The following is a 25,084-nucleotide window of genomic DNA, read 5'->3' as shown; positions in this document are numbered from 1 at the left end:
ATTTTTTGAGAGTGAAAAAGCGAAAAGACAAAAGGCAAAGGTGTTAAACAAGTAAAAGGTAAAATGGCAAATATGCTTAAGAAAAAATTTGCAGATTCGCTATTTCGCAGTTTGTCTTTTCGCTAAAAAAATAATTTAATGGTAAAGTCTGAAAGGTGTTGACTGGAAGGCAATTTTCAATTGAATAATTTTGTACTCTAGTACTCTAGTACTCTAGTACTCTAGTACTCTAGTACTCTAATACTCTAATACTCTAATACTCTAATATTCTCCGACACTCAAACTCATATCTTCTTCGCACTGACCAGAACATTCATTCCGGAAAGTAGTTTTTCGTTGTCTTTATTTTGATCAAGAATGATTTTTACTGGAAATCTCTGTTCAATTTTTACAAAGTTTCCGGTTGCATTATCCGGTTTTACTAATGAAAACTGTGATCCTGATGCAGGAGAAACGGAAAGTATTTTTCCTTTAAACTCAACATTGGGATAGGCATCTGCAGTAATAATTACTTCCTGGCTCTGATCTATCTGTCCAAGTTGCGTTTCTTTGTAATTGGCAATAATCCATTTTTCTTTGCTGACCATCTGTACCAGAGCCTGGCCTTCTTTGATCAGTTGTCCTTCCTGAATGGTCTTTTTTCCTACCCATCCATCATAAGGAGCGGTGATTACCGTATAAGAAAGATAAAGTTGAGCATTATTAAGGCTTGCAGAGCTCTGCTGGATTTGGCTCTTCACAGGGGCAACTTTAGTCTGTTGTTCATTTGCTCCGGCTCTTACTGCAATTTTTTGCTGCTCCAATGCTAAAAGATTAGCCTTTGATTGTTCATAAGAAGCTTTCACATTCTCAAACTCCTGTTCTGTTGCTGCATCTTCTGTTAAAAGGTTTTTGTATCTTTTATAATCCTGTTCCGTTTTCCAGATGTCAATTTTTGCGGAAGCAATTTTAGCATCAATGATTTTGGTATCACTTTCTTTAGTGCTGACACCACTTTCGATAGTGCTGATTGTTGCCGTATTGGCATGAAGGTTGGCTTCTGCCATGTGTACCTGATTTACAAACTCTCTGTTGTCTATGACAATTAATGTATCTCCTTTATGGACAAACTGATTTTCATTGAATCGTATTGTTTTGATAAATCCTGAAACCTTACTGGATACAGGCGTGATATATTGTTCAATCTGTGCATCATTCGTAGTCACATTTTTTCTCGAAAAAAGATAGAAACTTACCATTCCTGTGATTCCGCTTATAATCAGGATCCAGGCCAGTAAAGTAATAGACTTGTTGATTCTTTTTTCCTTTTGTGTCAATTGTTTCTGTGCCATAGTTTTTATAAGTTTCCAATCGTATATTGGAGTTGATAATATTTAAGTTGTCTGTTAATTTTTACGGAAATAAGATTAGATTCAGCTTCCAGATAGGTATTGTCTGCATCAATCAATTCGGTGATAAGGCTCAGCTTATTGGCATATTTTGTTCTTACAATACGGTAGTTTTCTTTAGCCTGGTTAATGGCTTCTTCAGCAATGGTAACCTTCTGGTCTGTTTCCTCAAACTTTTTGTAAGCTTCATATACATTGTGTCTGATCTTTTCTTCATTTTCCTCTATCTGAAGCTTTGCCAGATCAATATTTTCCTTTCCTTCCTGCATTTTGTATTTATTTTTATACAGATTTTCAATAGGATAGGTAAGGTTTACTCCAACCATTCCCAATCGGTAAGCATACGGCTCAGGTGGAAAAAACATCATATTCGGATACTTTAAGAAATATTCTCCACCCGCTGTAATTTTGGGCAAATAATTGGCTTTAATAATTTTTTGATCCAGTTCCTTCAATGAGAGATTTTTATGCGTGATTTCTACAGATTCATTCTTGTTTAAAGCTGTTTCTGTAAGTTCATCTACATAAGGGATTGCTGCATTATCCGAGATAAGATCCTCCGTATTCACATGCATTTCCTGATTTTCCGGAAGGGAAAGAATTGTTTTCAGTTTGTGTTCTGCAATCTGAATATCGTTATCCAGTTCCGTCCAGCTCATTTTGTGATTAGAAAGCTGCAGTGAAGTTCTTAACACTTCATTTACCGTTACAACACCATTCGCTTTCAGAGCTTTTACCTGTTTGATATTGACAGAGTCCTCTTTCATCTTATCATTGATGAGACTTTGTTGCTCTTTTAAATGATGGATCTGCAGAAAAGCGGTAATGATTTCCATTTTAAGTTGTCTCTCATCCAGATGAGTTTTTAAAGCTGAAATTTCAGTATCAATAGCTGCTTTTTTCTCTGTATTTTTTATTTTGCCACCCATGTATACCGGAATGGAAGCGGATAATGTAAAATCATACATTCCATTGATGGCATCATACTTTGTAGCTTTATTAAATACCCCGTTCTGATGTTGAAACAAGTTGGTTACCTGGGTGTAGCTTGTATGAAACTCAATGTCCGGAAGTTTTTCCATTTTGAGATCTTTCTCTTTGGTAGCTGACATTTCCTGTTTTAGATGACTTATCTGTATGCTTTTGTTGTTTTTCAGACCAATCTCTACAGCTTGCTGTAAGCCAAGATGTTGGTAGTCTATCATCTGTGAATGTGAAAAGTTGCTCAATAATAAGCACAACGCAATGCACAGATATCGGCATGCGTTAAATATGATATTCATAAATTAATTAAAGGATTTTTGCTAAAATGATTTTGATGCAGCAAAGTTACGATGAGTAGGAACAGACTCTATTTGTGAAAACAGAAAAAGATTTGCTCATTTACGCCATTTTGAAAATTCTTCTTACCTTTATGGGATGAACAACAGCCATTTTAAAGAAGTAGAAGAAGATGATACTGAATTTTACGTTTATCATGTCCTTACCGGAAATGTAACTACGGAGATTCATTATCACAGTTCTGCACAATTAGTATACGCAGAAGGTGGTATTGTACATGTCTTTACAGATCAGAAGCACTGGTATCTGCCTGCAAGATGCTTTATGTGGATTCCCGCAGGAACACCTCATTATATTTTTTCTACCAGTCCAAAGGTTGATTTGTATAATTTTTATTTCAGGAAAGAAGAAAATGAAAGTGTCTTTTTTGATGAAGTCAACATTTATTCTGTGAATAATTTGCTTCGGGAGATGATTTTGTACACTAAAGAATGGGATGGGAAAATCACAAAAAATGATACGTCTAAATATTTTTTCCTCAAAGCACTTAAAGGCGTTTTACAAGAAAAAAAACATAAACATCTGGCGTTTCCCATACAGCATCCTTTTCCTAAAGATGAAACATTATTAAAGATTGCACGATACATTCATGCTAACCTTGAAAAGCCTCTTACCATCGAATCTACGGCCAAAGAATTCGGAATGAGTACAAGAACCCTTTCAAGGAAATTTAAAGAAATTCTGGGCATGAATTACATTCGGTTTCTGAGAGCTTTGAGAATTACCCGCTCTCTTGAACTGATGCTGGAAGGAAAATATAATATGTACGAAATCGCCATGATGGTAGGCTACAACAGCCTGTCGTCTTTCAGCAATATTTTCAAAAAAGTAATCGGTATTGCCCCTACGGAATATCAGCATAAACTGAGAGGAGATAAGTAGTGAGTAGGAGTATTTTAGACTTTGAGGGTGTTGAGAGTTGGGTTAAAGGGTGCTTGTTACGAGGTAACGGGTTTTATAATGTAGGGTAAGTTTTCTCGGCTGTTCTCTTACATGTAAGGTTGTGAAAAAGCTAATTTAACGAGTAATATCAGTTAAGATTACCTACATTCCCCTTCCCTGAAGGGGTGGATTTTTGCTTAGCAAAAAGACGGGGTAGTTCAATAAAAAAACCACCTCAATAAATTGAAGTGGTTTTGTATTGTGAGAAAATCTCAGTTGCTTAGATTAAGCTTCTTCAGATTTAACTTCTTCTTTTTTAGCAGCTGGTGCAGCTACAACTGGAGCGTCAGATACGATATCGAATTCGAAATTGTACTCAACGTTTCTGTGTAGTCTGATGTTTGCAGTTACTTTACCAGTTCTCTTAATAGTGTTCCCTGGGATTTTGATATATTTCTTCTCTACAGAAACTCCAGCTTTCTCAAGAGCAGCAGAAAGATCTGCATTGTTGATAGATCCGAATAATTTGTCACCAGAACCTACTTTTGCAGGAATAGTGATAGAAGTTTTCTTCAATTGCTCAACTACAGCGTTAGCAGCAGCGATTAATTTAGCTTCTTCTTCTTTTCTAGCTTCTAAAGTAGCCTCTAGAGCAGCTTTGTTTTTAGGTGTAGCTAAAAGAGCAATTCCTTGAGGAATTAAGAAGTTTCTAGCATAACCTGGCTTTACGCTTACTGTATCAAACTCAAGTCCTAAGTTTTCTACGTCTTGTTTTAGGATGATATCCATTGTTGTTGTCCTTTTTTAAGATTTTAGAATGTTCTAAAATCAAGTTAGAATTAATTATTTATTCAGCAACAAAAGAAGAGATTGCTCTCTTCTTTTATTTATTTTTTGTCTTATTTCAATAAGTCAGCTACGTAAGGTAGTAAAGAAAGGTGTCTTGCTCTTTTGATAGCAGCAGAAACTTTTCTTTGGTATTTTAAAGAAGTTCCAGTGTATCTTCTTGGTAAGATTTTACCTTGCTCGTTTACAAATTGTAATAAGAAATCAGCATCTTTGTAGTCAACGTGCTTAATTCCGTATTTTTTGAATCTACAATATTTCTTTTCAGATTTTGTATTGATATCAAGTGGAGTAAGGAATTTTACTTCTGATTCTCCTCCTGCAGAGGCTTGTTTAGCCATTTCATCTATTGCCATGTCTTGTCTTTTTTAAAAAATAGGGTTAATAATTAAGCTTTAGCTGCTTTTACTTTAGCTCTTCTTGTTACAGCGTACTCAATAGCATGCTTGTCAAGTTTTGTAGTAAGGTAACGGATTACTCTCTCGTCACGTTTGAATGCTAATTCTAAGTCAGCTACTACAGTACCTTCTCCTTTAAATTCGATTAAAGTATAGAACCCATTCTTTTTCAATTGGATTGGGTAAGCTAATTTTTTTAATCCCCAGTTTTCTTTAGCAACGATTTCGCAGTTCTTTTCTTTGATAAGATCTACATACTTGTTCACTGCTTCCTCTACCTGCGACTCAGATAGAACGGGAGTTAAAATGAAAACAGTTTCGTAATTGTTCATAATGTTAAATGAATTTGTTAATTATTTCGAGGTGCAAAAGTAGAAAATATATTTCTTATATGCAAGAGTACTGGCGAAAATTGAGCGAAAATATATTCTCATTCCACAATTGATACGGATGCTTTTTAAGACAGATGGTCTTATTATGAATCTTTTCCTCTTAATTCTGTTAAAAAATTCACCTTCAATACATCATACAGAGAATGTCTGCTCACCAGAATAGAAGCAATAGAAGATACCATTCCTGCAAGCATCAGATGGAAAATTAATGAATGCCTGTCCGTCATTTCCAGAACAATAATTGCTGAAGTAAAAGGGGCTCTGGTAATTCCGGTAAGAAAGGCCACCATTCCGGCCAGAACGACAACATTCGTTTCGTTAGGAGTTAAATGAATTGCTCCCGAAATAACAGAACCTATACTGGCACCCGCAGAAAGAGCCGGAGCGAAAATTCCGCCAGCACCTCCTGAAGTGAATGAAAGGGCAGGGCCAAGCATTCTTAAGATAGGGACGTACCAGTCTTCATGCTTGTCTTTGGTAAAAAGAACCCGTTCCATGATTTCTTTTCCCGAACCCAAAATTTCCCTGTTGATGAAATAAGCGATTGAAGCAATAATCAATGCGCAAATAATCAGGAATATCACATTCGATTTATCGGTTTTCAGTTTTTTCTTTTTCCAGCTATTGAGTTTAAGCATAACCACGGAGAGCTGACTGGCAAGGATGCCAGCAGTGGCTGCCACAAGTATAATGGGAAGCATAACCATTAAAGAAACATCATTGGTTTTAGGATATCCCAGATATAAATAAGATCCCGCCAAGGTTTGTGCGGTAAGGCCGGCAATAATTACAGCCGTAAATAAAGCTGTTTTAAAATAATTGATATGGGTTTTTGACAGTTCTTCCACAGCGAAAACAATTCCACCAAGCGGAGTATTGAACGCAGCTGCAAGCCCGGCTGCTGCTCCTGTCATAATCATATTTTTCTTGGAAATTTTCGGCCACCATTCCGGAAGATATTCATTGACTTTTCTGAAAACAGAGCCTGCAATCTGAATGGTAGGTCCTTCACGCCCCACAGCGCCTCCACCGATGACCAGAATGACAGAAGAAAGGATTTTAAAAAAAATGATTTTAATGCTTAAAAGATTTCTGATTTTACGGTGTTCTTTCGGATTAGCAAGTTCTACAGCGGCCATCACCTGTGGAATACCACTTCCTTTAGCATTGGGTGCAAATTCTTTCACCAGCCACCAGGAGAGTACAAATCCGACAGGAGCAATAATGAAAATCATCCATGCATGCCAGTCAAAAATAAAATTCATCAAATGTTCACCCCAGGCAAATACCTGTGCATACATAACGGCAAAAAAACCTGTAATCACAGATCCTATCCAAAAAGGAATAGCCTGAAGGAGATTGTGCTTCAGCTGCTCATTCCTGATATTGTCGAAGGAATTTTTAAGGGATTTCTTTATAAGGATGAAAATTTTCAGCATTTGTTAATTTAGAGAGGTAAAAATACGTGTTTTTTGCAGATTTTATATTTTTTCTAAAAACTTTGAGATCATTTCAGTGTTTTCAACGGTAAGGGATTCCGGGATTCCGAAACTCAAAATAGCATTTCTGACTTCAAGTTTAAAATCTTCATTCGGAAAAATTTTTATTGTTTCTTTTCTCTTTGGAGTTAAAAAATTCATGATTTTAAATTTATCATTTCCCACTACATAAAAATCATTAAACTCACGATCTGTAAAATTGATAGTAAAACTGCTGAAGATTCCCGCAACTTTATCCATTAGTTTCTTTTTATTGATAGAGATATATCCAAAATCATCCTCCAGATTTTTGAGTCCCCAAAGTTGTAGGGTATCATATTTACGGGCTAAATGTCCGCCTTTGGAATTTATTCCCACCTTACTGACGATAAAAAGATAGAAAGAACTGTTTTGATCCTGTCCTTGTACTAAATAACAAATTTGTGGGATAAATAACGGATACATATCATGAGAACTGAATGTTTCATAGGGAGAATCTTTACTATCCACCACTGAAACAGAATATGACTCAGAAAGCCGATCATATACGCTGGTAATTAATTTTTCATCTTCCTCTGTGAAATCAAAAAATCTTGTGATATCGTATTTTCTGTAGTCAGGATCCATTATTGTGTATTATTTGTTTAAAAATAATGCTAATAAATAGAACTTCCAAAAAAGTTTTGATAATAAAGTATTGGGTTTATTTAATTAAAGATTTGATAATTAATTTGTGTTTTTATTGTGTAATTTAAATTTATTTCATGTGATGTTTGTGCTTTTGAAATTTTGTAAAATTTAAAGAATAAAAAATAAAAAACCTCCGAAAATCGGAGGTTTAGTATGTAAAATCGGCAAAATTACTTATTGCTGATTGCTCATTACTTATATTTCTGTGTTCAGATCCCAGTTTTCAAGGTAGTCGTGAACATGCTTCAGCATCATTCCACCCAGAGAACCATCTACCACTCTGTGGTCATAAGAGTGAGACATGAACATTAAGTTTCTGATGGCGATTACATCACCATCCGCTGTTTCAAGAACTGCAGGCTTCTTAACGATAGCTCCGATCGCTAAAATAGCTACCTGAGGCTGAGGAATGATTGGGGTACCCATAAGGTTTCCAAAACTTCCAACGTTAGAAATTGTATAGGTCGCTCCCTGAGTATCTTCAGGTCTTAATTTTTTGTTTCTTGCTCTGTAAGCTAAATCGTTGATGGCTTTTGCAAGACCAGAAAGTGATAACTGATCAGCATTTTTAATTACAGGAACAATAAGGTTTCCATCCGGAAGGGCAGTAGCCATACCGATGTTGATGTTTTTCTTTTTGATGATGTTTTCACCATTTACAGAAACATTGATCATTGGGAAATCCTGGATTGCTTTCACAACAGCTTTTACGAAAATCGGCATGAAAGTCAGTTTTTCACCTTCACGTTTTTCGAATACTGCTTTGTTTTTATTTCTCCATTTTACAACATTGGTAACGTCTGTTTCAATGAAAGAAGTAACGTGTGGAGCAATTTGTTTTGCTTTTACCATGTTTTCAGCGATGATCTTTCTCATTCTGTCCATTGGAATGATCTCATCACCTGCACTTACCGGAATTGTAGCTGCTGGTGCAGATACTGCTGGTTTTGGAGTAGAAGCTGCTTGTACAGGTGCCGCCTGCTGAGCCGGCTGACTTCCTCTGTTAGCAACATAAGCTAATATATCTTCTTTGGTAATTCTTCCTTCTAAACCGCTTCCTTTGATAGATTTTAGTTCAGTTTCAGAAATTTTTTCCTGTTGTGCGATAGATTTTACAAGTGGAGATAAATAAAGATCTCCTGAGAATTCTACGTTTGAAGCAGCCACTGTTTGTAAAGGCTCTTCAATCGCTTTTAAAGTGTCAGCATCCGGAGTAGCCGCCGGAGTTTCAGTTTTTACTTCTTCTGAAGCTGTGCCTTCTCCTTCAATTTCTAAAATAGCAATGGCTTCACCTACTTTTGCAACTTCATCTTTTTGCTTTAAAATTTTTACAATTTTCCCCGAAACTGGTGTCGGTACGTCTGAATCTACTTTATCTGTTGCAATTTCTACTACGGAGTCATCCTCCTTTACGTTATCACCTTCATTGAATAACCAAGTGATAATTGTCGCTTCCATAACACCTTCTCCCATGGAAGGAAGCAATAATTTGTATTCTGCCATTTTTGATTTTTAGATTTTGACAAATATATAAAAAAAATCGGTTTTTTTAAGAAATATATAATCTTAGCTGAATTCGATATAAATATTTTCACCTACATTCAATCCAAACAGGCTTTTAGCACCGTTTTTCTTGCTTCCTTTATAGATGGTAAGCTCTAATAACTGACTATCATTGAAGATTGCCGCAGACTGCCCATGGAATTCTGTCTCCCTTTCCCAGTCTGAAACCACTTCTGTATGGCTTGAAAATACTCGTGAAAGGCTTAGATTTCTGAATTTTATGGTAAAACCGGTATAGCCTTTACTGATATTTTCAAAAAAATCTTTGTTGATATTTGATATTATATTTCCGAAATTATCAATATAAGTGACTTCTCCAATGATCATTCCTTCTGATTCGTTATAAACCGCTCTTGGGAACATCAATTGTTTTGCTGATTGTATTTTTCGTCCTATCACCTCAGGAAGTCCGCCGTTGGCAAGATGCACTGCAGCAGGAACAAAAATGTCTGTAGAAGTAAAGTCGATGATATCATCAAAACGGTTGTTCAATGTAAGCTCATAGATTGCCTCAGGCTTAATATCAAAAAATATCAGGCTTAAAAGGCCGTTGTCTGCAGCAAGGAAGTAGGATCCGTCAGCTTTATAAATGATATTCTTTCTGGATTTGTTATAAAAACTGTCTACAGAAAGAATGTGAATGCTTCCTTTAGGAAAATATTTATAGGCATTTCTTACAATATACGAAGTCTGTATAAGGTTGAATGCCTGGATGTCGTGGGTTATATCAATAATATTAACCTCAGGGTTTAGAGACAGAATTTTGCCTTTCACAGCGGCAACTCTGTAATCTAAATTTCCGAAATCCGAAGTAAGGGTAATAATTGACATGAGCAATTTATAGAATAGTGTAGTATTGCAAAGTTATTTAAAATAAAAAGAAAGCCCGAAAGATTGTTGAAAAGAATTTGATATAAATTTGAAAAAAAGCTTTAATTTTAAAATCTAAAAATAAAAATACTGCATGTTTGAATTAACATATGATTTGGAAGATATCGATGCGAAAATCTTCTATGGAGTTAATAACCAATATTTCAACTTAATAAAATCAAGCTTTCCCACCATTAAAATTACAGGAAGAGATCATTTCGTCTTTGCCATGGGGAATCAGGAAGCTTTAGACATACTGAAACAAAAACTGGATGATATTGTCAGTTTTATCTCTAAAAACAATTCAATAGGACTGAAAGACGTTGAAAATATATTGAATATTAAAGACGAAAATGAGAAACAACTGGTATTTGACCAGGATATTATTGTAAAAGGTGTCAATGGAAAGGTAATTAAGGCCAAGACGACCAATCTTAAAAAGCTGGTAAAGGAAACAGAGAAAAAGGACATGGTTTTTGCTATTGGCCCTGCCGGAACCGGAAAAACATATACCAGTGTAGCATTGGCTGCAAGAGCTTTGAGGGATAAGGAAGTAAAAAGAATTATCCTGACAAGACCAGCTGTAGAAGCAGGGGAGAGTTTGGGATTCCTGCCGGGTGACCTTAAAGAAAAGCTGGATCCATATTTACAGCCTTTATACGATGCACTTCGTGATATGATTCCGCATGAAAAACTGGAAGGTTTCATGGAGAAAAAAGTAATTGAGGTAGCACCATTGGCTTTCATGAGAGGACGTACGCTTGATGATGCTTTTGTGATTCTTGATGAAGCACAAAATACAACCCATGCGCAAATGAAAATGTTTCTTACCAGAATGGGGATGAATGCTAAATTTATTATCACAGGAGATCCGAGCCAGGTTGATTTACCGCCAAAACAACAATCCGGGCTGAAAGAAGCAATGAGGATTTTACATGGAGTGAAGGAGATCGGGTTTGTGCATCTTACAGAAGAGGATGTAGTAAGACACCCGGTGGTAAGAAAAATTATTCTTGCTTATAATGATGAAGATAAAAGATTGAGGAACGACTAGTTGAAAATAAGTGAAAGTTTCTATTAACCTTTTATTAACCTTAAATTGGTTAGTTAAAATTTGTTAATTTGAAAAAAATAATTAGTTTTGCAGACCTTAAATGTAAAAACTAATTAAACATGAAAAAACTTTTACTTATGGCAGCAGTCGCTGTTATGGGAATTTCCGCAAATGCACAGGAATTTCGATTTGGTCCAAAAGCTGGTTTCGCAATGTCAACTATTAAACTGGATGATAAGCAAGACGATCTTGACGGAAGAAAAATGTCTGCTAAATATACCTTCTATATCGGTGGAATGGCTGAGTACAAATTCAATGATAACTTTGCTGTTCAGGGAGAGGTTTTATACTCACCACTTGGAGCTAAAGAAAAAATTGATGGAGTAAATGCCGGAGGAATGTATTTTGGTGAGTCGACTAAGATTACTTTTGGAACGCTTTTAATTCCTGTTTCTGCAAAATATTTCATTACAGAAGGTTTCTCGGTAGCGGCAGGTGTTAACGTAGGTCTTATCCTTACTGCTAAGCAAAAGACGGTAATCGGATCAGATTTCCTTGATGTAGAAATGGAAGGCGAAGGTGGCGACGTAGATATTAAAAAAGATATCAAATCCCTTAACCTTGCTCCTTTCTTAGGGGTGGAATATATGTTGGAAAACGGACTTTTCTTTGATGCAAGATACAGTTTAGGAGTATCCAACCTATCTAACGACAACAGCGGAGGATCTGTGAAAAACAGCTTTGCTCAGGTGGGAGTAGGTTTCAAATTCGGAGGAAACTAATTCTGAAAATTTTATAAAGAAATAATAATAAAATCAGGGCAATTTTTGTCCTGATTTTTTGTTGTACCATGGCTCATTCATCTAAACTCTCTTTATGATGAAAAATAATTAGTATTTTTGCAGGGTAATTCAAAGCTACTAAAAAAATGAAAAAACTATTATTACTAGGTGCTTTTGCACTTTTAGGAGGTGCTGCCCAAGCGCAGGAAGGTTTTAAAATCGGTGGACACATTGGTGTTCCTGTATCTGATGCAAGTGATGTATCTTCGTTTACATTAGGAGTGGATGCAGCTTATATGTGGAATATTGCTAAAGGTCTTGACCTTGGGGTAACCACAGGATATTCTCATTTCTTCGGAAAAGATCACTTTGATGATTTTGGATTTGTTCCTGTAGCTGTTTCAGGGAAATATAGATTTAAAGGAGCTCCTATCTTTGTAGGATTAGACCTTGGATATGGTATTTCTACAAAAGATGGTGTAGATGGTGGTTTCTATGCACAGCCTAAATTTGGATATCAAATGTCTAAAGGAGAGTTGTACATCGGGTATCAATCTATCAGCAATAAGCGTGACCTTCCAGGATGGGGAAGCTATAGCTGGAATGTAGGAGCTGTTAACATTGGTTATAATTTCTTTTTGAAATAAGAAAAGCAATTGCATATGAAAACTCCGGCCGAAGGCCGGAGTTTTTTTTGATAGCTTATAAAAACGCTGTACGAATCCTTTGTCAGAAATCTTTGATATAGAGAATCTACAGCGATTAGAAAAATACAAAAAGTAATTTAAATAATAAACATTTGTTTAAATTTTAAGAGTTAATAACTTTAAAATTAATAGTTTAGGTTAATTTATTTTAGCATTTTTCCAGAATTCATGGGGTTTTGCAAAAAAACACAAAATTTAAAAAATTAAATATATTTGTCTCTTGTTGAAAAAAAGTGATTTTTTTATTCATAATCTTGTGAAAAACTTAATAACCTCTCTGGATTAGGATTTATTTTTACAAAACTCTAAATTTTAACAATGATATTAATCACATTAACAAATTTTAATATTAGTGGGGACCACTGTAAATTTGCCCTCAGAAAGTATTAAAATTTTTTAAAATGAAAAAAATATTATTAGCGGGTGCTGTTGCACTTTTCGGTTTATCAAACGCACAGATTGCTAAAGGAACTACATATTTATCAGGATCTGTTGGTTATTCTCAAGAAGAATCTAACAACGGTAATCTTAAAAAAGAAAACTTCAACGTATTACCTACAGTTGGATATTTCGTAAACACTAACTTAGCAGTTGGATTAGGAATTGGTTACCAAACTGAAAAAAATACAGCAACTACTACTGCAACTTTAGGAAACACTACAGTTGTGAACGAAAGCATCGTTAAAACTCCAGCTTTTGTTGTTGCTCCATTCGTAAGAAAATACTGGACTTTATCTGACAAGTTATATTTCTTCGGACAATTAGCAGTGCCAATGCAGTTTGGAAAAACTGAAACTGAAACTAACTCTGTAGCTACTTCTGGAAATACAGTTGTTACAAACTCTACTTCTACTGAAGCTAAATACACTAAAATCGGTGTTACTGTGAAGCCAGGTTTAGATTATTTCTTAAACAAAAACTGGTCTATCGAAGCTACTATCGGTGAGTTCGGTTATAGCAACTACAAGCCAAAAGATGGTGATGCTACAAACAACTATAACTTCGGATTGAATTTATCTTCTGTAACTTTCGGAGTTAAATATGTATTTGCAAAATAATAAACAAAGCATATAGCAAGAAAGCCCTGAGAAACTCTTAGGGCTTTTTTTTATAGAAAACTAATATAATCATGAAAAGAATCGTATTGATGGGCGCTGTTGCGCTTTTCGGTTTGTCAAATGCACAGATTGCAAAAGGAACTTCTTATCTTTCAGGTCAGGTAGGATATTATCACAGTGAGAAAAATGAATTTGAAACCAAGAGAAAGGATGATGTGATCAGAATCCTTCCTACAGTGGGTTATTTCGTTAATAACAACTTAGCAGTAGGACTTGGTATAGGCTATAAAAATGCCGTTACAAAATATAAAGTAAGTAGTCCTGGATTTCTTAATACCGTTGAGATTAAAGATACTGATAATGCATTTGTTGTTGCTCCATTCGTGAGAAAATACTGGACTTTATCCGATAAATTATACATCTTTGGACAATTACAGGTTCCGTTGGAATTTGGAAAGGAAAAAGTAGATTTTAACAGTGAAGGTGACGGTGGAGATCCTATACTTTCCGCTCCGTTTACACAAAAAAATAACTATACCAATATTGGAGTGAATATCAAGCCGGGTCTGGATTATTTCGTGACGAAGAACTGGTCAATTGAAGCTACAATAGGAGAGTTCGGGTACAATACTTACAAAAGAGATATTGACGGAGCAAGAAGAGCTGATGATTACAAATTCGGGATCAGTTTAACTTCCGTGACTTTTGGAGTTAAATATGTATTTGCAAAATAATAAATAAAATAGATGAATTAGTCCTGAGATTGTTATCTTAGGACTTCTTTACTATAAAACTATTTAATAATCATGAAAAAAATTTTATTAGCGTCTGCAATCGCTTTATTTGCAGGTTTAAATGCGCAAACTACATTCGGTTTAAAAGCTGGTTATGCATTATCAAAATTGAATTCCAGTGAGGGTGATTTTGAATTTGGTGGATTCGAAGCAAGTTTAAAATCCAAGTCAGGGTTTTATATCGGAGGCTTGGTTGAGCATAAATTCAATAATAAGTTTGCTGTTCAGGGAGAGGTAGAATATGCCAATCTTGGCGGAAAAGCTGAAGTTGGAATACCGGGTACAGGTATTACCTTAACTGAAAAGATGAACCTTAACAGAATTGTTATTCCTGTATCTGCAAGATATTATGCAACTCCGGAACTGGGAATTTATGCAGGTCCATATGTGAGCTTTAAAACGAATAATAAAGCAAAATTTGAAGTAAGTGGTCCTAATGCTGGTATGGTAGATCCTTCCGGACTTAAAGAAGGAGAACGCTATTTGGAAAGAGAGCTGAATAATGGTTTAAAATCTACAGATTTTGGTTTATTCCTAGGAGCTGATTACAATATTCATAAAGGATTATTCGTAGATGCACGCTACAGCTTTGGCTTAACGAATATGATTAAAAATCCTGTAGATGGAGAGACTTTAAAAATGAATTTCTTCCAATTAGGAATAGGGTACAAGTTTAAATAAACAAATATTCTTATAAAAACAAAAAACTCTCAGAATTCCTGAGAGTTTTTTTATGAATGATTTTTTCTTTCTTATTTTCCAAACATTCCACCCATTCCAGGCATATTCGGCATTTTGCTCATCATCTGCATCATTTGCTTTCCTTGTGGTCCCTGCATCATCTTCATCATTTTACCCATCTGCTCGAATTGTTTCATCAGTTGATTCACATCTTCCACTTTTCTTCCGGCACCTTTAGCAATTCTGCCTTTTCTCTGAGTATTGATGATAGAAGGTCTTCTTCTTTCTTCAGGAGTCATAGAATAAATGATGGCTTCAATGTGTTTGAATGCATCATCACTGATTTCTACATCTTTGATGGCTTTTCCTACTCCCGGAATCATTCCCATCAAATCCTTCATATTACCCATCTTCTTGATCTGGTTGATCTGCTTAAGGAAATCATCAAAACCGAATTCGTTTTTAGCGATTTTCTTGTGAAGTTTTTTAGCTTCCTCTTCGTCAAACTGCTCCTGAGCTCTTTCTACTAGGGAAACAACGTCTCCCATTCCCAGGATTCTGTCTGCCATCCTTTCCGGGTAGAAAAGATCTAAAGCTTCCATTTTTTCTCCTGTAGAGATAAATTTGATTGGCTTTTCAACAACAGAACGGATTGTCAATGCAGCTCCTCCTCTTGTATCACCATCTAATTTTGTTAAAACAACTCCGTCAAAGTTCAAAGCATCGTTGAATGCTTTTGCAGTATTCACCGCATCCTGACCAGTCATAGAGTCAACAACGAATAGTGTTTCATCTGGTTTAATGAAGTAATGAACAGATTTAATCTCGTTCATCATCTGCTCATCAATTGCTAAACGACCTGCCGTATCCACAATCACAACATCATGACCGTTTGATTTTGCAAAATTGATTGCGTTTTCAGCAATCGTAGAAGGATTTGTAGAACCTTCTTCCGTGAAAACAGGAACATTAATCTGTCCTCCCAACACTTTCAGCTGGTCAATCGCTGCAGGACGGTAAACGTCACATGCTACCAATAAAGGTTTTTTATTTCTTTTTGTCTGTAAATAATTAGCAAGCTTTCCTGAGAAAGTAGTCTTACCAGAACCCTGAAGACCCGCAATAAGGATTACAGTGGGTTTTCCTGAAAGGTTAATTCCTTCCTGAGAACCTCCCATCAGGTCTACCAATTCATCATGAACAATTTTTGTCATCAATTGTCCCGGAGTAAGGGAAGTAAGAACGTTTTCTCCTAATGCTTTATCCTGAACTCTTTTTGTAAGATCTTTTGCAACTTTATAGTTAACGTCGGCATCTACCAATGCTCTACGGATCTCCTTAACGGTTTCCGCTACATTGATTTCAGTAATTTTTCCTCTACCGGAAATATTATGTAATGCCTTGTCTAATTTATCCTGTAAACTATTAAACATATTTATTGTAAATTATAGGTTTGCAAAAATAAGGAATTTTTAGGACATCCAAAGTGTTTGATCACGTAATATTATATATATACGTAATATTATTATAGACAAGAAAAATGATAAATATCAAATCATAGTATAATCCGATAGAAAAAGTCTATTTTTGCGATCAATTAAAATATAGAATGAAAATCAATCCCAATATTCTTGTTGTCATTTTATTCTTTCTGACATTCCTGGTGCATTTTTCTCTTTGGAAATTTGTTTTTCACCTGGATGAAATTGTGATCATAAAATTTTACCTTTTTCTAAGCGTCATGTTTATGATGATGATCACCCTTATTATCTTAATCAATAGAGTAGCACCGGAATTTTTAGGATTGTCTGTTATTGGTTTGATCCTTTTAAAATTCGGTTTAATGTACTTAATCAGAAAAAAACTGAACTTTGAAGTGATTCCTGGCTATAAATTTCATTTTATTATGCCTTATTTTGTCCTGACAGCACTGCTTACATACTATGCGATCAAGCTGATTAATCATGATAAAAAACAGTAAAATAATTTATTGAAACTAGAAAAAATATCATATTTTTGCACAACGAAAAAAACCTATCAATGTTTAAGAAATTCGCAGTTTTATTCTACAGTATTTTTGTATTAAACTTAGTGTCTGCACAGCACGGTGAGGCTACTGCTGGCGCAGCTCCTGCTCAAGAGCTTTCAGAGAAAGACAAAGTAAGCAAAGAAAACAAAGAGTTCATCGATCATCACTTGTTGGATGCACATGATTTCACATTGATGGTTGATAAAGAAGGTCACCACATCGGTTTCCCTCTTCCTGTTATTATCTATGATAACGGTTTCCACTCTTTCATGAGTAACAAAGAAGGGTTCATGCACGGAGAGCCTACTGAAGTAGACGGTTCTTTTTATGTATTGCACCACGAGAAAATCTATAAGACTGATGCAGCTGGAACTTTAACACTTGGTGAAGATGGTCATCCAACTAACGTGAAGCCTTTAGATCTTTCTATTACAAAAAGTGTATTGATCATTTTATTAGTGTCAATCTTTATGTTTGTATTATTTGTTGGAATGGCTAAATCTTATAAGAAATCAGCAGTTCCTACAGGTGTAGCAAGATTCTTAGAGCCCCTAATCATCTTTGTAAGAGACGAGGTTGCTATTCCGAACATCGGGCATAAGTATAAGAGATTTATGGGTTATTTATTAACCGTGTTCTTCTTTATTCTTTTCCTTAACGTTCTTGGATTAATGCCTTTCGGAATCAATGTTACAGGTAATATTACCATGACATTCTTCCTTGCTATCCTTACGTATTTGATTACAACGTTCTCAGCAAATAAAGATTACTGGAAACATATCTTCTGGATGCCGGGAGTACCAGTTCCAATGAAGTTGATTATGCTTCCTATTGAATTGTTAGGAACAATCACTAAGCCATTCGCTTTGATGATCCGACTTTTTGCCAACATGACGGCAGGTCACATCGTAGTAATGAGTTTGATCGGATTGATCTATGTATTTAAGAATTTTATCGCAGGGGTTGCATTCCCGTTCCTTACATTGGTAATTTATTTACTAGAAGTATTGGTAGCATTCCTACAGGCTTATATCTTTACGATGTTATCAGCTCTGTTTATCGGAATGGCAGTAGAAGAGCACGAGCACGAACATCATGCTGCTCACTAATTGAAATTATAAATTAAAGTAAAACAAATTTTTTAAAATTATATATTATGGAAATCCCTAAAATTGTAGGTGCTGGTATCGTAGTACTAGGTGTAGGTATCGGTCTTGGTAAAATCGGAGCTGCTGCTCTTGAAGCTATCGCTAGACAACCTGAGCAATCTGGAAAAATCCAAACAGCTATGCTTATCGCAGCTGCACTTGTAGAAGGTGTTGCGTTTGCTGCTCTATTCGCGGTAAACTAATTAAAATCAGACCATTATCTGTGACGGTTGGTTACAGATAATGGTTCTTTAAAAAAGTAATAATTATTTATACATTTATATAATGGAATTAATTCATCAGTTTTCATCAGGATTATTTATTATCCAGTCTGTTATTTTTCTAGCATTATTATTTTTGTTAGGTAAATTCGCTTGGAAACCTATTTTAAAGTCTATCAATGACAGAGAAACATCTATTGTTGACGCTCTTAATCAAGCTAAATTAGCAAGAAAAGAAATGGAAACTTTAAAAGAGGATAACGAAAGAATCATTCGTGAAGCTAAAATCGAAAGAGATGCTATCCTTAAAGAAGCTAGAGAGATTAAAGACAGAATCGTAGGAGAAGCTAAAGATGTTGCTAAAGCTGAAGGAGACAAAATGATCGAAGCTGCTAAACAGACTATCAATGCTGAGAAGAATGCTGCTATGGCAGACATCAAAACTCAAATTGGTACTTTATCTGTAAACATTGCTGAGTCTATTTTGAAACAAAAATTAGACAACAGCGAAGCTCAAAACGAATTAGTTCAAAATTATTTAAACAAATCAAACCTTAACTAAGAATGCTTACATCTAAAGTAGCTAAAAGATACGCACAAGGTTTACTTGATTTTACCAATGAATCAGGTCAAACGGCTACTGTATTTTCTGAAATGAAAGATGTAGTGAAGATCATGAAAGAGTCTGCGGACTTAAATAAATTTTTCATGACTCCTTACATTGATTCAAAAAAGAAAATAGAAGTAGCAAACGAAATTTTCAAAGGTTTATCTGTTTCTTCTCAAAATCTGATCAGATTGGTGATTAAACACGGACGTGAAACCCAATTGAAAAATATCGCTCAGGAATTCATCAACAAAGTTGAAGACCTTAGTGGTGTACAGAGAGTAACACTTACTACAGCAACTCCGCTTTCAAAAGAGAACCTTGACCAGATTTTAAGATCTACAAATCTTGTAAATGCTGATTCAAACTTTGATCTGAAAGTAAATGTGAAGCCTGAAATTCTTGGAGGATATGTTCTAAGAGTAGGTGACCAGCAGGTAGACGCGTCTGTGAAGACAAAATTGAACCAAGTTAAAAAAGATTTCCAATTAAATTAAGAAAAACAACCATACAATGGCAGAAATAAATCCGGCAGAAGTATCTGCGATCTTAAAACAGCAATTGGCCAACTTCGATACTCAATCAAACGTTGAGGAAGTAGGTACAGTTTTAACCATCGGTGATGGTATTGCTCGTGTATACGGGTTAGAAAACGTACAATACGGAGAGTTGGTGAAATTTTCTAGTGATGTAGAAGGTATTGTACTTAACCTTGAAGAAGACAACGTGGGTGTTGCTCTACTTGGTGAAAGTAAATTAGTAAAAGAAGGTGATACAGTAAGAAGAACAAACAGAATCTCTTCTATCAAAGTAGGAGAAGGAATGTTAGGAAGAGTAGTTGATACTCTTGGTAACCCTATCGATGGTAAAGGTCCTATTACTGGGGATTTATACGAAATGCCATTGGAAAGAAAAGCTCCTGGAGTTATCTTCAGACAGCCTGTAACTGAGCCTTTACAATCTGGTATCGTTGCAATTGATGCGATGATTCCTGTAGGAAGAGGTCAGAGAGAGCTTATCATTGGTGACAGACAGACAGGTAAAACTACTGTTGCGATTGATACGATCATCAACCAAAGAGAATTTTTTGATGCAGGTAACCCTGTATATTGTATATATGTTGCAATCGGTCAGAAAGCATCTACCGTTGCACAAATCGTTAAAACGCTTTCTGATAAAGGAGCTTTAGCTTATACGGTAATCGTTGCAGCTAACGCATCAGATCCAGTTCCAATGCAGGTATATTCTGCAATGGCAGGAGCTTCTATCGGTGAGTTCTTCAGAGATACTGGTAGACCAGCGCTTATCGTTTATGATGATTTATCTAAACAAGCTGTTGCTTACCGTGAGCTTTCTCTACTATTGAGAAGACCACCGGGCCGTGAAGCTTACCCTGGAGACGTTTTCTATCTTCACTCAAGACTATTGGAAAGAGCAGCAAAAGTAATCGCTGATGATAACATTGCTAAGCAAATGAACGATTTGCCAGAGTCTCTTAAACCAATCGTGAAAGGAGGTGGTTCATTAACTGCCCTTCCAATCATTGAAACTCAGGCGGGTGACGTTTCTGCATATATCCCTACAAACGTAATCTCTATTACAGACGGACAGATCTTCTTGGAGTCTGATCTATTCAACTCAGGGGTTCGTCCTGCGATCAACGTAGGTATCTCTGTATCGAGAGTAGGAGGTAATGCTCAGATCAAATCAATGAAAAAAGTTTCTGGTACTCTTAAATTAGACCAGGCTCAATATAAAGAACTAGAAGCGTTTGCTAAATTCGGTTCTGACCTTGATGCTTCTACTTTAGCAGTTATCTCTAAAGGAGAAAGAAACGTAGAAATCCTTAAGCAGCCGGTAAATGCACCACTTCCTGTAGACAGTCAGGTAGCGATCGTATATGCTGGAACAGAAAACTTAATGAGAAACGTTCCTATCAGAAAAATCAAAGAATTCCAAAACGAATATATCGAGTTCCTAAGATCTAAGCACCCTGATACAATGGCTGCTATTAAGGCTGGAAAAATCGATAACGATATTACAAGTGTTCTTAAGCAGGCTGCTAATGATTTAGCTTCTAAATACAACTAAAAAATTCAATGTTTAAGGTTTAAAATATAATGTTTTAAGCCTTAAACTTTAGACCTTAAACTTTGAACCCAAATTAATGGCAAACTTAAAAGAAATACGAGGCAGAATTACGTCAATTTCATCTACGATGCAGATTACCCGTGCTATGAAAATGGTTTCCGCTGCGAAACTTAAAAAAGCACAGGATGCAATTGTAATGCTAAGACCATATTCTGAAAAATTACAGGAACTTATCCAGAATGTAAATTCTAGTTCAGATCCTGATCAGATTTCTGTATATGCTCAGAAAAGAGAGGTTAAAAGAATACTTTTCATCGCTGTTACTTCAAACAGAGGTCTTGCGGGAGCTTTTAACTCTTCAATTGTAAAAGAGCTTAATCTTCAGTTCCAGAACAAGTCTCAATATGAGATCGAAGTTCTTCCTGTAGGTAAAAAAGCATTTGATGCTGTAAGAAGAAACCGTTCAGTATATGCTAATGGAAGTTCTGTTTATGATAATCTGAACTTTGATGCTGTTGCTCATATCACTGAAGGAGTAATGACAAGTTTCAGAGAAGGTAAATTTGACGAAGTATATGTTATTTATAATAAATTCGTTAATGCAGCGACTCAGGAAGTAACAACAGAACAACTTCTTCCCATCTCAATGCCTGAGAATACAGAGCCACAGGTAGAAACAGATTATATCTTTGAACCGAACAGGGCTGAGATTTTGGATAACTTGATTCCAAAGTCAATCAAAACGCAGGTTTTCAAATCAATCCTTGATTCAGTAGCATCTGAGCACGGAGCGAGAATGACAGCAATGCACAAAGCAACAGATAATGCAGAAGCTTTGAGAAATGATCTTAAGATTTTCTATAACAAAGCAAGACAGGCAGCAATTACCAACGAAATCCTGGAAATTGTTTCTGGAGCAGAAGCTTTGAAAAATTCATAAAGAATTATTTTAACATACCATTAAAGCACCGAATTTATCGGTGCTTTTTATTTATATAAGGATAAAACCGCTGTTCGTTACCCAAAACTCTCTTTTGTATAGAGATTTGAGAATACCCTTCGATTAATTTTTTTTATTCAAAAATAGCCGTGTCTTATCCCTTCATTTTTTTCTTTGAAAAAATCCTCCATTGAAATAATCTATCCCGATTCAGGTTATTTTTATTTTGCCTATCTTTGTAGCTAATAAAATTTACAACTTCTAAATGGACTCGGACATAGTCAGGCTTTTGCTGGCCTTATTTCTTGTTTTACTAAATGGCTTTTTCGTAGCCGCAGAATTTTCAATTGTTAAAGTTCGTTACTCACAAATTCAGTTAAAAGCCGCAGAAGGAAACTCTATGGCTAAACAGGCAGAACATATCATCAAACATCTTGATGAATATCTTTCCGCTACACAGTTAGGAATTACATTGGCATCCCTTGCCCTTGGTTGGGTAGGAGAAAGTGCCCTGCATCATATTGTTGAAAATATTTTCACCTCTTTGAGCATTGATTTGACTCAGACAACCATTACCACAATTTCGGTGGTTACAAGCTTTGTGCTGATTACCATTATGCATATTGTATTTGGTGAGCTTATTCCAAAATCAATCGCAATCAGAAAATCTGAAGCAACTACAATGGCAACAGCAGTTCCGTTGAGAGTTTTTTACACGGTTTTCAAACCATTTATCTGGTTGATGAACTCAATGTCAAACGGATTCTTGAGATTGGTTAAAATTCACCCGGCTTCAGAGCAGGAAATTCACTCTACGGAAGAACTTCAGCTTTTGGTAAAACAAAGTGCTGATAGTGGAGAAATTGAAGAGGAAAACTATGAGATCATCAAAAATGCATTTGATTTTACCGATCACTCTGCCAAGCAGATCATGGTTCCAAGACAAAATATTACTTCCATAGACTTTGAAGAAGATGTTAACGATATCATCAATAAAATTATGGACAGCGGTTATTCCCGTATTCCTGTTTATATTGATTCTATTGACAACGTGATCGGAATTTTCTACACAAAGGAAATTATAAGAGAATTTGTGAAGAGAAAAGGAGATCTGGATCATGAAGACCTTAAAGATCTAATGCGTGATGCCTTTTTCGTAGTAGAAAGTAAAAAAGTTTCAGACTTACTGAAAACGTTCCAGCTGAAAAAACAACATATCGCCATCGTTATTGACGAATTTGGAGGAACAGAAGGAATTATTACCCTGGAAGATATTCTTGAAGAACTGGTAGGAGAAATTCAGGATGAAGAAGATGATGAAGAGAAAATCGTTGATAAAATAGCAGATAATACCTATTGGGTACAGGCTACACAGCCACTGGACGAAATCAATGAGTTCTTACCTAAAAAACTTCCTCTTTCCGAAGAAAGTGAGTACAACTCATTAGCCGGATTTATCCTTTATGAACTGGAAGAAATCCCTGAAGAAAACCAGGAGTTTGATCTTGAGGACTATCACTTCAAAATTCTGAAAATGAATAATAAAAGTGTAGAATTGGTAGAGCTAGTTTATCAGGAACCTAATGCAATTGATCATTTAGCAGATAAAATCGGAGAAGTTTAAAAGAGTTAAAATGAATTTTTACAACAGCATAAAAGACTACGAAAATCCAAAACGTCAGTACGAAGAAGAAGTCCTCGTTCTGGATGATACGGATGATGTATATAAACTGGTACTGCATAATGATGATATTCATACATTTGATTATGTAATAGACTGCCTGATCGAAATCTGTAAACATAGCCTTGAACAGGCAGAGCAATGTACAATACTTGTTCACTACAAAGGTAAATGTACCGTAAAAACGGGCTCAATGGATGTGTTGAAGCCTATGCATGAAAAATTAATTTCGCGCGAATTAACAAGCGAAATCGTATAAAATAAAATCCGACAATAATTTGTCGGATTTTTTTATTAAATCCGGAGGTGAAAATCGAGTAATAACAATAGATCACAAAGAACCGTCACATTCCGGGAAATCTTTTAATCTTTAAATGCTTTAATCTTTTAATTTCTCAATATTCTTACATTGTCATATTTTATCTAAAATAGTATATTTGTACCAACTATAAAGAAACAAAAAAACAATGCTTGTAATAGGAATTGCCGGTGGTACAGGATCCGGCAAAACTACAGTTGTTGATAAGATACTTCAGCAGCTTGATATTGAGGGAATGAATATCCTCTCTCAGGATAATTATTATCACGACAACCAGGGTCTTACATTGACGGAAAGAGAAGCTCTAAACTATGACCATCCGAAATCTATAGACTTTGACTTACTGATAAAACATGTAAAAGCTTTAAAAAACAATGAGTCTATTGAACAGCCGATTTATAGCTTTGTTACGCATTCCAGAACAGGAGATCATGTCACTGTAGAACCTAAAAATGTATTGGTAGTAGAAGGAATTCTTGTTCTTACCAACAAAGAATTGCTGAAAGAATTTGATCTGAAAGTATTTGTTCATGCAGATTCTGATGAAAGACTGATCAGGAGGATCAGGAGAGATACTCAGGAAAGAGGAAGAGATCTGAGCGAAGTATTACACCGTTATCAGACCACATTGAAACCAATGCACCAGGAATTCATTGAACCTTCTAAAAATGATGCGGATCTTATTATTCCCAACATGAAGCAGAATTCCGTAGCGATTGATTTTTTAACTACTGTTATTAAAAATTCGTTGAAAAAACATTAAAAAATGGAAGAAAACAACCTTATCAAAGACATTCAGCCGAAATCTGAAACATTCAAACTTATCCAGAAATATGTTTTGAATAAGTATACCATTACGATCTGTCTGTTTTTGGTATGGATGATTTTTTTCGATAAAACCTCATTTCTTGTAATTAATGAACTGAATGGTGAGATTCATAAATATGAAGACCAGCTGGATTATTATAAAAAAGAATATGAGAAAAATGATGCTTTTTATAAAAAACTGATGAACAACAAATCAGAGAAAGAAAAGTATGCAAGAGAAAATTATTTTATGAAAAAACCGAATGAAGAGATCTTCATTCTGGTAGTAGACAGTACAAAAGTCGCTAAAAAGTAAT

The 25,084-nt window shown here is 35.4% G+C and carries 28 protein-coding genes; 18 read left to right on the top strand and 10 right to left on the bottom strand.

What is annotated here, in order from left to right; translation table 11 throughout:
- Positions 1–284 precede the first annotated feature (284 nt).
- Both CQ022_RS04720 and CQ022_RS04715 read right to left on the bottom strand, forming a co-directional pair.
- Positions 285–1,331 (bottom strand): HlyD family secretion protein, encoded by a 1,047-nt coding sequence (locus tag CQ022_RS04720; RefSeq protein ID WP_105682121.1) that lies wholly within the window; start codon positions 1,329–1,331, stop codon positions 285–287.
- 5 nt (positions 1,332–1,336) lie between these two features.
- A complete protein-coding gene (locus CQ022_RS04715) occupies positions 1,337–2,593 on the bottom strand; it encodes a TolC family protein (protein WP_105682122.1) in 1,257 nt (418 codons plus the stop codon).
- 214 nt (positions 2,594–2,807) lie between these two features.
- Here CQ022_RS04715 and CQ022_RS04710 point away from each other — a divergent pair, with 214 nt between their 5' ends.
- Entirely contained in the window at positions 2,808–3,611 is an 804-nt protein-coding gene (locus CQ022_RS04710; protein ID WP_105682123.1) for a helix-turn-helix domain-containing protein, read from the top strand.
- Between the two features lie 285 nt (positions 3,612–3,896).
- Here CQ022_RS04710 and rplI read toward each other — a convergent pair whose 3' ends face one another.
- The 7 genes from rplI to CQ022_RS04675 all read right to left on the bottom strand — a co-directional run bounded on the left by rplI (position 3,897) and on the right by CQ022_RS04675 (position 9,809).
- Entirely contained in the window at positions 3,897–4,400 is a 504-nt protein-coding gene (gene rplI / locus CQ022_RS04705; protein ID WP_105682124.1) for a 50S ribosomal protein L9, read from the bottom strand.
- A 110-nt stretch (positions 4,401–4,510) separates the two neighbouring features.
- Complete coding sequence (gene rpsR, locus CQ022_RS04700) at positions 4,511–4,813, bottom strand: 30S ribosomal protein S18 (RefSeq protein ID WP_034706728.1); 303 nt, start codon at positions 4,811–4,813, stop codon at positions 4,511–4,513.
- Positions 4,814–4,845: 32 nt separating this feature from the next.
- Entirely contained in the window at positions 4,846–5,187 is a 342-nt protein-coding gene (gene rpsF / locus CQ022_RS04695; protein ID WP_105682125.1) for a 30S ribosomal protein S6, read from the bottom strand.
- Positions 5,188–5,330: 143 nt separating this feature from the next.
- Positions 5,331–6,686, bottom strand: a complete 1,356-nt coding sequence (locus tag CQ022_RS04690; protein WP_105682126.1) for a chloride channel protein — start codon at positions 6,684–6,686, stop codon at positions 5,331–5,333.
- Positions 6,687–6,728: 42 nt separating this feature from the next.
- Positions 6,729–7,352: a hypothetical protein gene (locus CQ022_RS04685; protein ID WP_105682127.1), complete on the bottom strand. Its 624-nt coding sequence runs from the start codon at positions 7,350–7,352 to the stop codon at positions 6,729–6,731.
- A 258-nt stretch (positions 7,353–7,610) separates the two neighbouring features.
- Positions 7,611–8,918, bottom strand: coding sequence for a dihydrolipoamide acetyltransferase family protein (locus CQ022_RS04680; RefSeq protein ID WP_105682128.1), 1,308 nt, complete (start codon positions 8,916–8,918; stop codon positions 7,611–7,613).
- A 63-nt stretch (positions 8,919–8,981) separates the two neighbouring features.
- The gene (locus tag CQ022_RS04675; RefSeq protein ID WP_105682129.1) at positions 8,982–9,809 is read right to left on the bottom strand and encodes an S-adenosyl-l-methionine hydroxide adenosyltransferase family protein; all 828 of its coding nucleotides are present in this window, start codon (positions 9,807–9,809) and stop codon (positions 8,982–8,984) included.
- Positions 9,810–9,942: 133 nt separating this feature from the next.
- Between CQ022_RS04675 and CQ022_RS04670 the strand changes: the two genes are divergently transcribed.
- The 6 genes from CQ022_RS04670 (at position 9,943) to CQ022_RS04645 (ending at position 14,924) form a co-directional block, all read left to right on the top strand.
- Positions 9,943–10,902: a PhoH family protein gene (locus CQ022_RS04670; protein WP_105682130.1), complete on the top strand. Its 960-nt coding sequence runs from the start codon at positions 9,943–9,945 to the stop codon at positions 10,900–10,902.
- 119 nt (positions 10,903–11,021) lie between these two features.
- A complete protein-coding gene (locus CQ022_RS04665) occupies positions 11,022–11,684 on the top strand; it encodes a porin family protein (RefSeq protein WP_105682131.1) in 663 nt (220 codons plus the stop codon).
- Positions 11,685–11,830: 146 nt separating this feature from the next.
- On the top strand, positions 11,831–12,331 hold the full coding sequence (locus CQ022_RS04660) for a hypothetical protein (RefSeq protein ID WP_079241869.1): 501 nt from the start codon (positions 11,831–11,833) through the stop codon (positions 12,329–12,331).
- Between the two features lie 461 nt (positions 12,332–12,792).
- A complete protein-coding gene (locus tag CQ022_RS04655; protein WP_105682132.1) occupies positions 12,793–13,449 on the top strand; it encodes an outer membrane beta-barrel protein in 657 nt (218 codons plus the stop codon).
- Positions 13,450–13,520: 71 nt separating this feature from the next.
- The gene (locus tag CQ022_RS04650; protein ID WP_105682133.1) at positions 13,521–14,183 is read left to right on the top strand and encodes an outer membrane beta-barrel protein; all 663 of its coding nucleotides are present in this window, start codon (positions 13,521–13,523) and stop codon (positions 14,181–14,183) included.
- Positions 14,184–14,255: 72 nt separating this feature from the next.
- The gene (locus CQ022_RS04645; protein WP_105682134.1) at positions 14,256–14,924 is read left to right on the top strand and encodes a porin family protein; all 669 of its coding nucleotides are present in this window, start codon (positions 14,256–14,258) and stop codon (positions 14,922–14,924) included.
- Positions 14,925–14,995: 71 nt separating this feature from the next.
- On the opposite strand, the gene ffh is transcribed toward CQ022_RS04645, so the two are convergent.
- Positions 14,996–16,357, bottom strand: coding sequence for a signal recognition particle protein (gene ffh / locus CQ022_RS04640; RefSeq protein ID WP_105682135.1), 1,362 nt, complete (start codon positions 16,355–16,357; stop codon positions 14,996–14,998).
- A gap of 176 nt (positions 16,358–16,533) precedes the next feature.
- On the opposite strand from ffh, the gene CQ022_RS04635 reads away from it, so the two are divergent.
- The 11 genes from CQ022_RS04635 (at position 16,534) to CQ022_RS04585 (ending at position 25,083) form a co-directional block, all read left to right on the top strand.
- A complete protein-coding gene (locus CQ022_RS04635; protein WP_034695426.1) occupies positions 16,534–16,905 on the top strand; it encodes a hypothetical protein in 372 nt (123 codons plus the stop codon).
- 59 nt (positions 16,906–16,964) lie between these two features.
- Positions 16,965–18,062: a F0F1 ATP synthase subunit A gene (gene atpB, locus CQ022_RS04630; RefSeq protein ID WP_105682136.1), complete on the top strand. Its 1,098-nt coding sequence runs from the start codon at positions 16,965–16,967 to the stop codon at positions 18,060–18,062.
- 47 nt (positions 18,063–18,109) lie between these two features.
- Positions 18,110–18,304, top strand: coding sequence for an ATP synthase F0 subunit C (gene atpE / locus CQ022_RS04625; protein ID WP_002979108.1), 195 nt, complete (start codon positions 18,110–18,112; stop codon positions 18,302–18,304).
- 82 nt (positions 18,305–18,386) lie between these two features.
- Positions 18,387–18,884, top strand: coding sequence for a F0F1 ATP synthase subunit B (locus tag CQ022_RS04620; RefSeq protein ID WP_002979110.1), 498 nt, complete (start codon positions 18,387–18,389; stop codon positions 18,882–18,884).
- A 2-nt stretch (positions 18,885–18,886) separates the two neighbouring features.
- A complete protein-coding gene (gene atpH, locus CQ022_RS04615) occupies positions 18,887–19,426 on the top strand; it encodes an ATP synthase F1 subunit delta (protein ID WP_105682137.1) in 540 nt (179 codons plus the stop codon).
- Between the two features lie 16 nt (positions 19,427–19,442).
- Positions 19,443–21,020: a F0F1 ATP synthase subunit alpha gene (atpA, locus tag CQ022_RS04610; protein ID WP_105682138.1), complete on the top strand. Its 1,578-nt coding sequence runs from the start codon at positions 19,443–19,445 to the stop codon at positions 21,018–21,020.
- A gap of 76 nt (positions 21,021–21,096) precedes the next feature.
- Complete coding sequence (gene atpG, locus CQ022_RS04605; protein ID WP_105682139.1) at positions 21,097–21,960, top strand: ATP synthase F1 subunit gamma; 864 nt, start codon at positions 21,097–21,099, stop codon at positions 21,958–21,960.
- Between the two features lie 265 nt (positions 21,961–22,225).
- A complete protein-coding gene (locus CQ022_RS04600; protein WP_105682140.1) occupies positions 22,226–23,584 on the top strand; it encodes a hemolysin family protein in 1,359 nt (452 codons plus the stop codon).
- A gap of 10 nt (positions 23,585–23,594) precedes the next feature.
- On the top strand, positions 23,595–23,900 hold the full coding sequence (locus tag CQ022_RS04595; RefSeq protein ID WP_105682141.1) for an ATP-dependent Clp protease adaptor ClpS: 306 nt from the start codon (positions 23,595–23,597) through the stop codon (positions 23,898–23,900).
- 208 nt (positions 23,901–24,108) lie between these two features.
- The gene (udk, locus tag CQ022_RS04590; protein ID WP_034697618.1) at positions 24,109–24,723 is read left to right on the top strand and encodes a uridine kinase; all 615 of its coding nucleotides are present in this window, start codon (positions 24,109–24,111) and stop codon (positions 24,721–24,723) included.
- A 3-nt stretch (positions 24,724–24,726) separates the two neighbouring features.
- The gene (locus tag CQ022_RS04585) at positions 24,727–25,083 is read left to right on the top strand and encodes an FtsB family cell division protein (protein WP_034697620.1); all 357 of its coding nucleotides are present in this window, start codon (positions 24,727–24,729) and stop codon (positions 25,081–25,083) included.
- Position 25,084: the final 1 nt, after the last annotated feature.

The organism is Chryseobacterium culicis, from assembly GCF_002979755.1.
In the GTDB taxonomy this organism is placed as follows: domain Bacteria; phylum Bacteroidota; class Bacteroidia; order Flavobacteriales; family Weeksellaceae; genus Chryseobacterium; species Chryseobacterium culicis_A.
The sequence above is the reverse complement of the archived record's forward strand: the minus strand, read 5'-3'. Positions and strand labels throughout refer to the sequence as shown.